This is a genomic window from Shewanella sp. MM_2022_3 (genome assembly GCF_022557375.1).
GTDB lineage: Bacteria > Pseudomonadota > Gammaproteobacteria > Enterobacterales > Shewanellaceae > Shewanella > Shewanella xiamenensis.
In genome coordinates this window covers 846-15,556 of the sequence record NZ_JAKZGV010000005.1, presented here as the reverse complement: position 1 = coordinate 15,556, position 14,711 = coordinate 846, and the positions used below count along the sequence as shown (strand labels likewise).

General features: G+C 44.2%; 8 protein-coding genes and 4 tRNA genes. 4 read left to right on the top strand and 8 right to left on the bottom strand.

Going from position 1 to position 14,711, the window contains the following annotated elements; all coding sequences use genetic code 11:
• Positions 1 to 4 precede the first annotated feature (4 nt).
• Positions 5 to 2,635 carry a diguanylate cyclase gene (locus MMG82_RS04555; RefSeq protein ID WP_172591061.1) on the bottom strand — a complete coding sequence of 877 codons (2,631 nt, stop codon included), beginning with the start codon at positions 2,633 to 2,635 and terminating at the stop codon, positions 5 to 7.
• 207 nt (positions 2,636 to 2,842) lie between these two features.
• Here MMG82_RS04555 and MMG82_RS04550 point away from each other — a divergent pair.
• The 4 genes from MMG82_RS04550 to MMG82_RS04535 all read left to right on the top strand — a co-directional run bounded on the left by MMG82_RS04550 (position 2,843) and on the right by MMG82_RS04535 (position 3,356).
• A tRNA-Arg gene (locus MMG82_RS04550) sits at positions 2,843 to 2,919 on the top strand.
• Between the two features lie 52 nt (positions 2,920 to 2,971).
• Positions 2,972 to 3,047 (top strand) — tRNA-His (locus MMG82_RS04545).
• Between the two features lie 102 nt (positions 3,048 to 3,149).
• Positions 3,150 to 3,226: transfer RNA gene (locus tag MMG82_RS04540), tRNA-Pro, on the top strand.
• 53 nt (positions 3,227 to 3,279) lie between these two features.
• Positions 3,280 to 3,356 (top strand) — tRNA-Pro (locus tag MMG82_RS04535).
• Positions 3,357 to 3,548: 192 nt separating this feature from the next.
• Here MMG82_RS04535 and MMG82_RS04530 read toward each other — a convergent pair.
• From MMG82_RS04530 to MMG82_RS04500, 7 genes are all read right to left on the bottom strand, one after another.
• Positions 3,549 to 5,468, bottom strand: a complete 1,920-nt coding sequence (locus MMG82_RS04530; RefSeq protein ID WP_047535297.1) for an EAL domain-containing protein — start codon at positions 5,466 to 5,468, stop codon at positions 3,549 to 3,551.
• A gap of 8 nt (positions 5,469 to 5,476) precedes the next feature.
• Positions 5,477 to 6,184, bottom strand: a complete 708-nt coding sequence (locus MMG82_RS04525) for a transglutaminase-like cysteine peptidase (RefSeq protein WP_047535300.1) — start codon at positions 6,182 to 6,184, stop codon at positions 5,477 to 5,479.
• 18 nt (positions 6,185 to 6,202) lie between these two features.
• Positions 6,203 to 6,808, bottom strand: coding sequence for an OmpA family protein (locus MMG82_RS04520; RefSeq protein ID WP_047535304.1), 606 nt, complete (start codon positions 6,806 to 6,808; stop codon positions 6,203 to 6,205).
• Positions 6,805 to 8,220 carry a type I protein secretion system protein AggA gene (aggA, locus tag MMG82_RS04515; RefSeq protein ID WP_047535307.1) on the bottom strand — a complete coding sequence of 472 codons (1,416 nt, stop codon included), beginning with the start codon at positions 8,218 to 8,220 and terminating at the stop codon, positions 6,805 to 6,807. Before aggA ends, MMG82_RS04520 begins: the two co-directional genes overlap by 4 nt.
• 26 nt (positions 8,221 to 8,246) lie before the next feature.
• On the bottom strand, positions 8,247 to 9,629 hold the full coding sequence (locus tag MMG82_RS04510; RefSeq protein ID WP_037423406.1) for an HlyD family type I secretion periplasmic adaptor subunit: 1,383 nt from the start codon (positions 9,627 to 9,629) through the stop codon (positions 8,247 to 8,249).
• A complete protein-coding gene (locus MMG82_RS04505) occupies positions 9,626 to 11,803 on the bottom strand; it encodes a type I secretion system permease/ATPase (protein WP_047535309.1) in 2,178 nt (725 codons plus the stop codon). Before MMG82_RS04505 ends, MMG82_RS04510 begins: the two co-directional genes overlap by 4 nt.
• Positions 11,804 to 11,895: 92 nt before the next feature.
• Positions 11,896 to 14,685 carry a choice-of-anchor K domain-containing protein gene (locus MMG82_RS04500; protein ID WP_241406532.1) on the bottom strand — a complete coding sequence of 930 codons (2,790 nt, stop codon included), beginning with the start codon at positions 14,683 to 14,685 and terminating at the stop codon, positions 11,896 to 11,898.
• Between the last annotated feature and the right edge of the window lie 26 nt (positions 14,686 to 14,711).

Below are 14,711 nucleotides of genomic sequence, written 5' to 3'. Positions count from 1 at the left end.
AGTTTTAGGCGCAAACCTGATGCAGGGTTTCCACTAAGGTAAAAGGGTGGGCTATGGCACTACCCTGGCCGAAGCGATAACCTAGTGCATTGAATATATTGATTTGCTCAGGGTGATGAAGTCCGTCAACAAAGGTTTGTAAGTTTAAGGTTGAGGCCGCCTTTTGATAGGCAGACATCAGCTTTATGTGTTGTTCATCTTGCAGTTGTTTCGTGATATTCGCATCCAGCTTTAAGCCTTTTACAGGGAGGAATAACAAACTGTTTAACGCACTGTGGCCGCTTCCGTAGTGGCTAATCCCTAAGTTAACCCCCTGCTTATTTAATAATTCAAAGCCGCTTATGTGGTTCTCTGTTTCTTGAACTAAGGCTTTTTCATTAAAAAATAACCATAGCTGCGGGAGAGGAAGCTGAGTTTGTTTGAGCGCATTTTTAAGACCACGAAGTACATGCTTGTGTTTAAGATGTTGACTGGAAAGCATAAGGTGTAAATCAAGGTTATCTCCATGGCTCACAACGAGCTGGTGATAATGCTTATTCAGTAAGTTAATTGCATACTTATCCAACTCAACCATGAGGTTAGCTTGCTCAGCTAATTGGCTTAAAACTTCGTGCGGAATACTTCCCCATACGGGATGCTCCCAAATTAATCGACACTCAAAAGCATGGGGTTGTAGAGTCTGTAAATCAACTATTGGGAGAAGATTGAGTTGTAACTCCTCTGCTTGCAGCGCCTGTTTAAAATCATTCTCGAAGGCAATATCCTGGATTTTTTGCTGTGACGCGCTATCGTCAAAAATGACATAACAACCTTTGCCATTCGCCTTGGCTTGGTACATTGCGGTGTCGGCATTACGTAGCATCGATTCACTGGTATCTAACTTATTACCACTAATGGTTATGCCGATACTGGCACCTGAGTGAAACTCGATTGTCCCTAATTTGTAGGATTGTGAGACTTTTTGAATGACCCGTTCGGCCACATCACGGGCATCGTTGATGCCGTTGATGGTATCGAGCAGGATAACAAACTCATCGCCACCGAGCCTCGCCAAGGTATCGTTGCTACGGATGCAACCGCGTAAGCGAGTGGCGGTTTCAATTAAGAATCTATCGCCCTCCAAATGCCCCATAGTATCGTTAATCTGCTTAAAGCGGTCGAGGTCGATAAACAGCAGGGCAAACTGTTCTAGGCTATGGCGGCGAACATGTTTGATAGCCTGATTGAGACGTTCCATAAACATCGCACGATTGGGCAATCCTGTGAGCGCATCGTGTTTGGCATCATGAACGAGTTTAGCTTCCATATTACGGCGCTGACGGATCTCTTTCTCTAGGTCCTTATTGAGCTCAGCGAGTGCAGTTGTACGAGCTGCAACCTTTTCCTCTAGTTCTTCATAGCTGCGGCGTAATGACTCTGCAGCGAGTTTTTTCTCGATAGCAGCACCGATATGTTGTGACACAAAGGTGAGTAACTCCAAGTCTTTCGTTTGGTAGTTTTGGGTCATGCTAAAGCTATAAATGGTTAGCGCACCTCGTACTACATCATGGATAAACAGTGGGATACCTATCCATTGATGCATTGTTTGAGTGTGATTAAGTGTGGGTGCCTTAGCGTAAATTTCTTTTGAGGCAATCAAACCATGAATATCATTCTGGTCTAGCAGTAGTGGACGTTTGTGTTTGAGCACATACTCCGTAAGCCCATCCTGTAATGGCCGAGTCCCAGGGTGTTGGTTACCTAATTGGGAAACGTAAAACGGGAAGGTTAAGTGGGTACCTTGTTCATTTAGCAGTGCGATGTAACAGTTATTGGCAGGAATAAGGTGCCGAATCACATTATGTAGCTGTGCATAAAATTCAGGATTATCTGAACTAGAGCTTGCTAGTTCTGCTATTTCAAATAATGATTTTTGCAGCCGCTCGGCTCTGCGTCTTTCATACACTTCTTGCTTGAGCTTGTCATAGGCTTGGCTAAGCTCTTTAGTCCGTTGTTGTATTGCTTGCTCTAGCTGTTCTTGATGCTTAAGTCTTTCCATCACGCCAGCAATATGGTGACAAATAAAGGTCATTAACTCGACCTCGATATCGCCATAACTGACATTGGTATCATAGGTTTGTACTACCAGTACGGCAGTGACTATGCCTTCATGCTTGATAGGCACTCCAAGCCAAAGGTGACAAGGAGAACCTAAATTGACGATCTCCTGCGCTTCGACCAGCTCTTCAACCTTGGATTCATCGCATAGTAGGGTTTTTCCTGTGCGAAACACATAACCTGTTAATCCTTGTTGCAACAGCGTTGATAGGGATTGCTCGGGATAAAGCTGGGCAGGATGGGCATCTTTTTCATCGGCAAAGAAGGGAACCGAAATGGTGTTGGTATTGATATCGAGAGTCGCGATAAAAAAATTATCAGCAGAAATAAGCTTTTTTAGGTGGTGGTGAACCCCTAAATAGAATTCTTCAAGGGAAGGAACCTGAGTGGCAATATGGGATAATTCGAGTAACGCATTTTGAACGACTTCCGCCCGCTTGTACTTATGCGCCAAATATTTAAGGCGATTAAGTCTTTTTTTTAAGCGTTCAAGCTCAGGAGCTCGAGGTTGGGTAGTTTCATCTTCATCCCTAAACATGATACTCACTAATCAGTTCTGCGTTAATTGTTGCCAAACGTTATAATTAGCACGAAATACCGTAACATCCAAGTCATATTTTAACTGTGTTTTCGCTGAAAAAGCATGCTAATGTATCAAAACTTGAGCAGTCAGTAAAAAAAGTGCAAAACAGCTATAGACTCAAAGGCTATTTGTCCATACTATATGCGGCGCTAACCAAGGCGAGCGCCCATAGCTCAGCTGGATAGAGCGCACCCCTCCGGAGGGTGAGGCCGAAGGTTCGAATCCTTTTGGGCGCACCATCTCTCCGAATGAGTTGTGAGCTTGAGGTTAGCAGTAAAGTGAAATTCAGTGGTGATTGTAGCTCAGTTGGTAGAGTCCCGGATTGTGATTCCGGTTGTCGTGGGTTCGAGCCCCATCAGTCACCCCATTTCATTTAACATCTCGGTGATTAGCGCAGTCCGATAGCGCATCCAGATTTTTGGATAAGAGCGGACCAGAGGGTTTTACTCTCTTTAGCTAAAGTAAATTTCGGTGATTAGCGCAGTCCGGTAGCGCATCTGGTTTGGGACCAGAGGGTCAGAGGTTCGAATCCTCTATCACCGACCACATTCTTCGCATAACTAGCGCGTTTGAGTTTTCAAGCAAATAGTTAACAGTTACGGTGATTAGCGCAGTCCGGTAGCGCATCTGGTTTGGGACCAGAGGGTCAGAGGTTCGAATCCTCTATCACCGACCAATTACACTGAAGCCTCAGAATTTCGAAAGAAGTACTGAGGCTTTTTTGTATTTGTCTCTTGGTACTGTTTTGCTATTCGTATCTTGCTGGCTCGTTGTGATTGCATGACATGGTGCTGCGAGGATTCAAGGCCGTTAGCAACATCTCAAATAATTAAGGCTCCCGAAGGAGCCTTAATCAATGGTATTCGATTTAGTCGATATTTTCTGGCGGGACAATGAAGCCCTGATAGGCATCCGTTTTTAGCTCATTGAAGCGCTCTAGCTGAGCCTTTTCTTGAATTCCTGTCACTATCACCTGAATATCTAATCCTCTAGCTACATTGATAATCGCACGGCAGAGCTCGCTATTATGTGATGCTTCGTCATAGTAAGAGAAAGATTGGTCAAGTTTAACGTAACTTGGTCTTAGCTCTTGGAGGTAAGACATGGAGCCAAATTGTCTACCAAAATGGTCAATACCAAATTTAGCACCATTGTCCCTAATAATATTGCAAAGGCGAGTACAGGATTCTAAGTCGCTATAAACCCCTGCTTCAGGGATCTCAAAGCAAATCCGTTCAACCTGCTGAGCCGTGCGCAGGAAGTGATTAAGCCAGTCGTGGAACTGTGTATCACTAATACTTTGATGCGTTAAGTTTATCGCTAAAGGCTCGTAATGACGCTCAAGCAGTTTTTGCTCGTAGACAGTCTCAATGAGGCATTTATCGAGTAATGAGCCGAGTGACAGTAGCTCTATGTAAGGCATAAACTGGCCAGCATGAGCGAGCTTATCACCCAACTCGAGTTGGCAATAGAGCTCTCTTTGGCTCACGCCATCGCCATTACAAAATTGGATAGGTTGCCAACGGAACTTGAACTTTTTGTTGCTAATCGCGTGGCTAAGGTTGTCACGCCATTGTTCTCGGGTGAAAAGTTGTTGTTCAGTTGTCTCGAACCAATGGAAGGTTTTATTCTCTTTGAGCGCTTTTTGCAGAGCGTTGTCTGCTTGGGCAAGAATATCGGAGACCTTCATTTGGCCAATCCGTTCAGCCACCCCAATCGCAAAATTCTCATTGGGCTTACAACCTGCTTTTGATATTTCTTGATTGATTGTGCGGATCAGCGTTTGCAAATATTTGCTAATTTGATCATGTTCTACATCGGTTACAAGGAAGGCAAACTCAAATGCGGCAATACGCGCAACCACAGAGGGGGTGATCTCATTTAATTGCTGGACTAGTTTTTCGGCCAATAGGCGAATGGTTTCATCGCGAACCTGATAGCCATATTTACTGTGAACTTCTTCGAGCCAGTCTAACTTAGCTAAGAACAGGGCGCCGCTGCTCGGTTCGCTTAACCAGCCATTGAGACGGCTCACCACATATTGGCGATTAGGCAGTCCTGAGGCGGGGTCTGTGAGATTCTTTTTGCGTAAAGTACCTACCTCCTCATCGAGTGATTGGAAGAGCTGTTTTAGTTGAGCTGACATGCTATTGAACGCGGTAACGAGATCTTTGAGTTCTGTGGTTTTAGGCAAAGGCATATCTGGCCCAAACTGGCGAGCCGCAATCCTTTTAGCATGATCAGATAAAGCGTGTAGTGGTTTTAAAATCCAAGTTAATCCTAATCTTGCGGTAAAAATAGCGACTAAAAACAGCAACGAAAAGGCGATAATAGTATTGGACATGATGCGCCATAATTCATGGTAACCAAATCCTGGGTGCGCAGTGATTTCAAGCTGAGCTAGCTGTAACCATCCAGAGGTAATCGTGCTTTCTTTTTTGATGGTTTTAAATAGGTTCAAATTGATAAACCATTGAGGTACATCATCAATTTTAATAGGGTTAGCCCATTCTTGCTGTTTACCGTCAACCATCCACGTCAGTTTAATATTTTTATAATAGCCGCCTTCAAAAATAACGTTGACTAAGGTTTCTGCGGCTGCAGTATCACCCGCCTCAAGCGCGGGAGTTAGCATTAATCCAAGCGAGGTACTGGTATTGTTTAGATCCGATTCCATTTGCTTGGTCAAAAAGCTTTGAGTCTCAGTAAATTGCACATAGCCAAGACTTGCTACTACTAACAAGAATAGGCTAAAAAGCAGCGAATAAATCTGTCTAAACAGTGTCATCTTGGGTGCTACTCCAGTTTTAATTTGGGCTGTCTTAAGCGATCAACCCCTAACCTATGGTTTAGGTCATTCCATTTTTCGAGTCGTGTTGACGAGCCAGCTAAAACGCCTCGTCCCTGTTCTTTGTTAAGCCATAACTGTTTACCGTTAAAGCTGTATACGGGTATAAGATCTTTACGCTGAGTTGCGGGTTTGATGACATGATCAAGATTATCAAGCACTAAAGGGATGGAGGAAGGGGTATCATAGTAAGCTAATACCATATGATACTGATTAACACTGGTTGCTTTAACCATGGTGATCCGCATTTTATCCTCGGGCACACCTAATTGAAGCAGTGTAAAATACTTGGCGATTGAAAAATCCTCACAATCTCCACCATTGACTCCAATAAACTCCATTGGAGTGGCCCAATAGTTTGATTCTCCCCATAATTTTATATCATCAACGAAACGAAATAAGTTAAAAAAGTTATTAACTTTCAATAGCTTGTCTTTTTCGTCAACCGTGTTTGCCTCTGCTAATACTTTAAACCAAGCTCTTGCTCGCATTCCTGCTCGCTCACCATAGCGTTTTTCTAGCGTTGAGGTGATTTTTGCTTCATCGAGTGTTTGGGTCGGTGCCGCATACAGGCAACTAATCCCCAACGCAGACGCAATTAGGCTTGAGCGGCAGGCGCGAAAAAATGCATTTATATCCTTTGGCCTGCCGTTCATAACCTACTCTGTTAGCCCTTATTTGGTGTCATCGACGGAATAAATCGTCCACTTCATATCTGTAGCGGTGTCATCACCCGTCACTTCAGCGACGACTCGGCGATTACGAATTTCTGCTTCAGGTGTCTGTTCTAAAACGACTGGACGACTTGAGCCATATCCTATGGCGGTGAGTCGGCTTCTGTCGATACCAAAACGTTCGGCAAGAACGGCGGTAACGGCATCAGCACGTTCCTGTGATAATACCGAGTTTCTTTCATCTGTACCCGTACGACTTGTGTGTCCTTCAATGGTCACCTTCGTTGTGGGGTATTGACGTAAGAATATTGCGATCTCTTCAATTTGCGGGTAATAATCAGGTGCAATGTATGCTGAGTTATTGGGAAATAATACATTGATTTCCTTACGCTCATTAATTGATTTGATCTGACCACAGCCGTAGTTATCCGTGCCTGCACCTTTAACAGTATCGTTGCAGCGTTCACGGGCTTCAACTACTCCATCACTATCCTTATCGGAAAGATCGTATGCTTGAGTTGTTGTCATATCTTCAATATTGACTGTATCACGCATGGAACAACCTGCTAAAAGCGCCACGCTAAGGAATAGGATAGTGGTTTTCATTGGTTGGCTCCTCCTTCGTAGCTACGCTCTCCGCGCCATGCTTCCGGACGCGTCACTTTCAGTGAGTCGAGTAAGCGGCCTGTCGCGTTAAGCACGCGATATTTAGCAATGATTTCATCATATTCAGCTTGTAAGTAGTCCTTACGTGCTTCGAACAATTCATTCTCAGTATCAAGTAAGTCGAGTAAGCTGCGTTGACCAAGGTTAAATTGCTGCGCATAAGCGGACTGAGTATCTTTGGCTGCAATGACATGGTCACGAATGTATTGCTTTTGAGGTGCTAACATTTCGTACGCGTTCCAAGCTAGATTGACGCCCTCAACGACTTCTCTTTGAGCGCGTTGACGGATTTCTTTGGCTTCACCCAGCTTATAGGCTGATTCTTTTTCACGAGCGAGGTCTTTACCGCCAGCGAAGAGGTTATATCTTACTCGCACCATGGCGACGATGTCGTTGCTATAACCACCTACATTTTGGCTCGCTAATGCACTTACGCCATCTTCGCCACCCACATCATTGTTCCAGCTACCATTTAGCTCTAACGAAACTTGCGGGTAATAGTTGGCTTGGGCGGATGAACGCTCATTTTCAGCAGCACGAATATCGTTTGCTGCAGATTTAAGGATAGGATGATTTTTCTCTGCGTCAGCTAAGCTACTGTTTAAATCCTTTGGTAACATATCGGCATCTGGAACGGGTTGAATTAAGTCAACTGGGTCGGCAGACACAACTCGGATAAATTGCGCTTTAGCATCGAGCAAATTATTTCGAGCAGAAATCACATTCGCATTTGCCCTTGCAAGACGGCCTGATATTTGTGATAGATCGGCTGTTGAGCCTAGACCTGAATCAGTACGTTGCTTGATTTGATCATAAATTTCTTTATGGCTGTTAAGATTTTTTTCAGCCAGTTTCAACACTTCATCAGTACGAAGGTAGTTGAGATAGACTTTGCTGACATCCAATGCCATATCTTCAGCAGCAGCAAGTAAGGCCCACTGGTCTGCACTGGCTTCAAAGCTATAACGGTCAACTTCACTGCTGGTATAAAAACCATCAAAAAGCATTTGTTTTAGGCTAATACCAAACTCACCGCGGTTGAGTTCCGCGACGCCATTGCTATCAACATCGCCGACGTTTTTGCGTCGACGGGTTGATACGCTATCCGTCTGCTCGTAGCCATAGCCACCAGTGAGATCGACTGTTGGCATATAACCAGCAATTGCCTGATTTACTTGCTCTTCTCTCGCTTTGAATCGGTTAAACGCCACTCGTAGATCTGGGTTGGTATCGAGCGTGTGCGCAACCGCTTGCTCAAGCGTTTGGCTTTGAGCCGATAGTGGAAGCAAGATAGCTGACAGCAGAACCGCTATTTTTGAACATTGAAATTGTCGTCTTACTAAAGTCTTCATTGCAAACCTCCCGGTTTATAACAGGCTTAACGCTCTCTGAGCGCTGTGTCCTTAGCCCTTAAAATTGGATTTAAAATGTACTCAAGAATGGATCTTTGTCCGGTGATAACGTCAACGCTAGTTAACATCCCCGGTATAATTGGCATCTCTGTGCCATCGTCTTTTATCAAACTCGATTCTTCGGTTCTTACCTTTATAAGGTAGAAGCTATTTCCTTCTTCGTCCTGTGATGTATCGGCACTAATATGCTCTACTGTACCTTTAAGACCACCGTAACGGGTAAAGTCATAGGCAGTCACCTTAACTACTGCAGGTAAGCCTGTATGTAAAAACGCAATATCCTTAGGTAAGATCTTGGTTTCTATCAGTAACTGGTCTTCAGATGGCACGATTTCAACTATATCAACTCCGGGTTGAACCACGCCTCCTAAGGTGTTGATATGCACAGTCTTAATGGTGCCGTTTACAGGGGAAGTTATAATCGCTTTGCTAACCTTATCTTGGGCTCCCACCTGTGCTTCGTTCATTCTGGATAAACGGGTTTGTGTTTCGTTAAGTTGTGCACGAAGATCTGCAGCGTAAACAAATACCGCTTCACGGCGCTTTAATATTGCTTCATCTAATGCTGCTTTCAGTTTCGGCCTAAGCAGTCTCAATGAGTTTAATTCCCCCTGAGCATCGTTCACTGCGCGTTCGAGTTTAAGTAATTCAACTTCGGGCACAATCCCTTTTTTAGCCAGAGGCCTCGTAAGCTCTAACTCCCTAGAAATCAACTGCATACTGGTTGTTAAGGTCGTCGTTTTTGAGGCAAGGTCATCGATTTCTTGTTGCCTTTGTTGTATCTGACGAACCAGAATCTCCAGTTGGTTGCTCAGATTATCTAAGCGACCGTTATATTCTTCCTGTTGTCTTTTCACTAGGGCGGGTTCAGCCTCATGAATACTATCGGGAAATACTAAAGCTTTTTTGGTAATTTTAACTTGTTCACGCCAGTCAGAAGTCATATCTGAGATAAGAATGCTATCTAATTCTGCGCGCATTCGGATGGCATTGGTTTTTAAGCCAAAGACCTCTTGCTCTTGCTGGGCAAAATCGGAGCGAAAGCGGGTATCATCAATCCGTACAAGTGGCTGACCTTTAGTGACAATATCACCCTCTCTCACAAAGAGTTCTTGCATGATACCGCCGTCAAGACTTTGAATGACTTGAACTTGAGAAGAAGGGATAACTTTCCCTGAACCCGTTGTCACCTTATCCAGTTTGGCAAAACCTGCCCAAAGTAGAAAACACACAACCATGGCAGCTAACGCCCATATGATGAGCCTATGTCCACTTGGGGCATCTGTCATCATGGCACCGTAAACATCATCAACCATGTCTAAATCATTTGCCGTTAGATTTTTACTCATTGTCTGGAGCCTCCATTTACAAGGCCAAAATTGAGTTTTTCTAACACTTCAGCTTTAGGACCATCAGCAACAACATGTCCCCTTTCAAGCACAATAATACGGTCAACTAATTGTAATAAATGCATTTTGTGAGTGATTAATAGCAAGGTTCGATCCTTGCTGACATTTTGCATTGAGCGAATAAACTGTTGTTCTGCTCTCGCATCTAAACTGGCTGTAGGCTCATCCATTAGCAATACTGGCGGATCGTTGAGAGTCGCCCGAGCTAGGGCAACGGTTTGTCTTTGTCCACGACTAAGAGACATGCCACCTTCGCCGACTTGTTGATCTAGGCCTTCAGCCTCCAAATGGGTGAACTGACTGACACCTGAAAGCTGTACTGCACGGATAAGTTGATGCTCTGTCACTTGGCGAGTACCAAAGAGAATGTTATCTCTTATGGTACCGTGGAAGAGGGTGACGTCCTGCGGTAAGTAACCAAAGTTACGGCGCAGATCGCTAGGATGAATTTGTGCCGAATCGACCCCATCGTAACGTAGGCTACCGGTTGTGGGTTGGAACAGTCCAACGAGAAGTTTGGCTAAGGTACTTTTACCTGAACCATTACGACCGATAATTGCAACCCTTTCACCTGGGTTGATGGTTAATGAGAGCGGGTGAAGCACTGGCTTTTCTGAGCCGGGATAACTAAATCCAACATGGTCAGCATTAATTTTCCCGATTAAACGCTGCTTACTCACCAAGTGGCCTTTATTTTCAAACTCATCTTCCTGCACCATGAGCTCATTGAGTTGACGCAGTGCACTGGCTGTGTGGTTGGCGCGCGTCATCAGTCCTGCAAGTTGTGCCATTGGCGCTATTGCTCTACTCGATAACATCACCGCAGCGATGATCCCCCCCATAGATATAGCGTTATCAGACACACGATAAACGCCTAAAATCACCACACATACAACGGAAAATTGCACAATAAAGTTAGCGAAATTTGAGACTGAGTTAGACAGTTTTTTGGATCTTAATTGCCAGTTAGCGCTATGGCCGATCATTTGTTGCCAACTTTTTTGGACAATACCTTCTGCGCCGTTGGCTTTTATAGACTCTAACGCCGAAAGACTTTCTATCAAATGCCCATGTTTTAAGCTGGAAAACTTATTACCTTCTTCAATCGCCGCTTTTAATTTAGGTTGGGTATAAAGTGTAAAGCCGATAATGATCAAGCCTCCCACGACAGGGATCACGGCTAAATCACCTGCAACAATATAAATCACGATAAGGAAAAAGAGTGCGAAAGGAAGATCGACAAGTGTTGTTATCGTTGCTGAAGTTAAAATTTCCCGAATATTGTCAAATTCTCCCAGTTGTTTTGCCATACCACCAATGCTTGGGGAACGTTTTTCCAATGGAATACCAATTGCTTTGGCAAATAGCTTCGACGAGACAATGATATCAACTTTTTTCCCAGCCACATCAATTAGGTAGCTTCTAAGTTGCCGCATAACAAGGTCAAATAAATAGGCAATTGATGCGCCAATCGCTAATACCCAAAGGGAGTCAAAAGCTAAATTAGGTACGACTTTGTCGTACACATTCATAATAAACAGGGGAGAAACTAAGGCAAATATGTTGACCAACACCGAGGCGATTAACGCATCTCGATAAATGGGCGCGGAGTCTTTTAAGGTTTGAACTAACCAGTGGGTTTTATTATCGTGCAAATAGACATCAAACCCCATGTCGCCACGATATTCTTGTTTGACTAAGAACAAATAGCCGACATACAAAGTTTCAAGTGACTCAATGGTGAGTTTTTCTTCACCGCCCGTTTCTGGCAGTTGGATGATTGCTCTATCTGACTCGAGGTCTAATTCCCGCAGAATACAGGCTTTCTTGTCTTTTAATAATAAAATACAGGGTAGCAGTATCGGCGAGATCTCATTTAAACCCTTACGAGATAATTTTGCTGCTAACCCTGCACGAGATGCTGCTTGAGGAAGCAGGTCGGGTGTTAATACCGCTCCAGACAAAGGCAAGCCTGCCGCAAGTGATTCACTTGAGCATGGATTACCAAAATGTTCAGTCAGAAGCACTAAACAATCTAGCAGTGGGTCAACAATTACTCGCTGTGATGCGGATATCGTCCACTGCTCAACTTTTTCAGACGCTGTAACAGGCACCTAATTATCTATCCTTTGATTTTTTATTTACTTATCAGAAGTATCGGTCATGATGGCCTATATTTCTATAGGCCATCCGAACTGATTTTTTATTAAGGAATGATATTGTTGTGTGGATCGGTCAGTGGTGTCACTCCTTGAGGTGCATCAGGTGTTACTGGTGGCGCTGTATCAATAATGAGTGGGCCATTACCATTGCTTCCGAGCAATCCATTAATAATACCCGCATTATCCGTTGCACCAAATTGGCTATAGAGGTTAACCCCATCAAGCACAATGTGTTGATCGAACGTGCCATCCTTGTTTGCATCGATATCGATCACGGTTGAACCATTGTTTAAGCTAAAGCTTAGATAGCTTTCTAACGTATTCGCCGTTTCACCCTGGAGTAAGTCGCTTAGATCGAGCTTATCTTCACCGACCTTAAAGTCCATAATATGGTCAGTACCTTTGTCGGCATCAGCATAGCGCCATACGAAGGTGTCTGCGCCACTATCGCCACGTAGTACATCATCACCAAGGCCACCAATTAAGGTATCATTGCCTTCACCGCCGCGAAGCGCATCGTTATGGCTGCCGCCGTCAATATAATCATTTCCTGTATGACCATAGAGAATGTCAGAGCCGGATTGACCATAAATTCGGTCATCACCGCTGCCACCGTTCACAACATCAGCTCTTTGAGATGCAACATCATTGGCTAATAACAAGCCATCGTTATCAACGATGCTATTTGTACCGCTTAATGTGCCTGTCATTATATGGTGAGTTGATAGAGCATTCACTGATAACTCGAGTTGATCATCAGTTCCATAACCAATTGCACCAGTTTTGCCAGCGTATATAACGTCATCGCCCCTACCTGTTTCGATATGGTCGTTACCATCACCTCCACTTACAATTTGAGCATCAGTAGTGCTATAGCTCTTTTTGTTAGCTCCAGAAGAAACAATTTTTTGTTCACTGCTGTTTGTAATGATGCCACTTAAACCACCACCAAAAGTAACATTTAGACGATTGTGACTGGATGAGTTTTCACCATTTGTCACAACGATAGTATCATTCAAACTAGAACCTTGAGTTGTAAACGCATTGGCATCGACAAGGTTGACGCCATCAGCATTTACGGGGCTCACATTAATTTTTAGTGTTGCACTTGATCTATCTCCATCACCATCTTGCATAGTGTAGGTAAAGGTTTCTGTTGCACCAGAGGCTGGGATTAGATCTGCACTCGCAGTCAATTGATAGTGATAGGTTCCATCAGCATAAAGTATCAATGTGCCGTAAAGACCATTAATAGTTGTACCTACATGGCCCGATACGCCCGTATTTGTATGGTCACCATTAGCAACTCCAATGACTGTAACAGCAGTATCTGCACCAGTTGTATCATTGGTTAGTACATTGCCATCGGTATGCGGCAACGTATATCCATTACCCGCCACCATACGAACCACTAGTTGATAGCTAGTTGCATCATTTTCATTGGTATAAATCGAAGTAACTATATTGCCATTACTATCTTTAAAACCAATGACTTGCATTGTGTAAACTTGACCTTCGTAATTAAAGGTTACACTTGTTTGCCCTACAGTCACTATATCCCTAGGATCTGGACCATCGTTCGGCGTTTCATTATGGCTAAAGTTGAGTGTTAAAGTTACAGGTGTTGTAACACCATAGGCATCAGTCACATTAAAAGTGATTTGCATTGTTGCAGATGTGATAGATGTGCCTGAATCAATCGGGTAGTTATAGTGAGTGAAAGTACCAAGTACTATATCTTGGTTTAGTGATAATGAGCCATTTAGAGCGGCATCATTGTCAGCAAAACCATATCCCGATTGACTTCCATTATAGCTCGCAGGATCACCCCAGCGGACTTGATCTTTGCCGCTATCATTGTCAGGACCATCAAACTTCCTGACATCTGAGCCGCCGTTGATAGTTGTCCAATTTGCCACAATACCGGAGAAGTTAAAGGAGTCTAAAACTACTTCTAGTTGGTCAGTATCATTATGCGCAGTAGCAACATCATCATGGACGGTCGTTGTTATTGTCGTTGTCGCAAAATCGCCATCGGTGTCGATAGCCTTAACTTGGAAATTATCATTAAGCGTATCACTTCCTTGCGTAGAATGAGTTTGAGCATGGGTAAGAGTATAGGTGTATTGCAACTGACCATTGCTATAACCAGTAATGTAAAGCGTTCCATTAGCACCAGCAATAACAATTGGGGATGTTAATGATGCACTTAGTAGTGTTGCTAATGTTAAAGTTGAGGTTATGCCAACAGAGTTTGTAACTTCTATTCTATTTAACCCATCATTAGCCGTAATACTCATGCTGCCTTGAGCAGATGTTTGTCCTGTACTCGGATTACCGGTGCCATTTGCTAAAGCCGACTCATAAACATTTAATGGTCCAACCGTATTAATGATCGTCACTGGATCATCTGCGGGGGTGACCGTGATGGTCAGGGTCGCTATGGCACCGGTGTTGGTGGTGTACGTAATGACTGGAACTGCACCGTTCCAGTTGGCATTAGGTGTAAAGCTGTAGCTACCGTTGCTATTGAGCACTAAGGTGCCGCCTGTCAGCACGACGCTGCTGCCGGCGTTATGCACCACACTGCTGCCGGCGACGGTGAAGCTGACCACGCTGGTATTGCCCGCTTCATCGTTAGTTAACACGTTGCCGCTGGCGACGGTGTCCTCAACGACAGTTTTGCTGTCATTGGCCGCATCGGTGTTGTCTGGTGTGACCGTGATGGTCAGGGTCGCTATGGCACCGGTGTTGGTGGTGTACGTAATGACTGGAACTGCACCGTTCCAGTTGGCATTAGGTGTAAAGCTGTAGCTACCGTTGCTATTGAGCACTAAGGTGCCGCCTGTCAGCACGAACG

Coding starts and splice junctions, on each gene's coding strand:
- MMG82_RS04555 (WP_172591061.1), bottom strand. CDS start 2,635: ATGTTTAGGGATGAAGATGAAACTACCCAACCTCGAGCTCCTGAGCTT.
- MMG82_RS04525 (WP_047535300.1), bottom strand. CDS start 6,184: ATGAACGGCAGGCCAAAGGATATAAATGCATTTTTTCGCGCCTGCCGC.
- MMG82_RS04520 (WP_047535304.1), bottom strand. CDS start 6,808: ATGAAAACCACTATCCTATTCCTTAGCGTGGCGCTTTTAGCAGGTTGT.
- MMG82_RS04530 (WP_047535297.1), bottom strand. CDS start 5,468: ATGACACTGTTTAGACAGATTTATTCGCTGCTTTTTAGCCTATTCTTG.
- MMG82_RS04510 (WP_037423406.1), bottom strand. CDS start 9,629: ATGAGTAAAAATCTAACGGCAAATGATTTAGACATGGTTGATGATGTT.
- aggA (WP_047535307.1), bottom strand. CDS start 8,220: ATGAAGACTTTAGTAAGACGACAATTTCAATGTTCAAAAATAGCGGTT.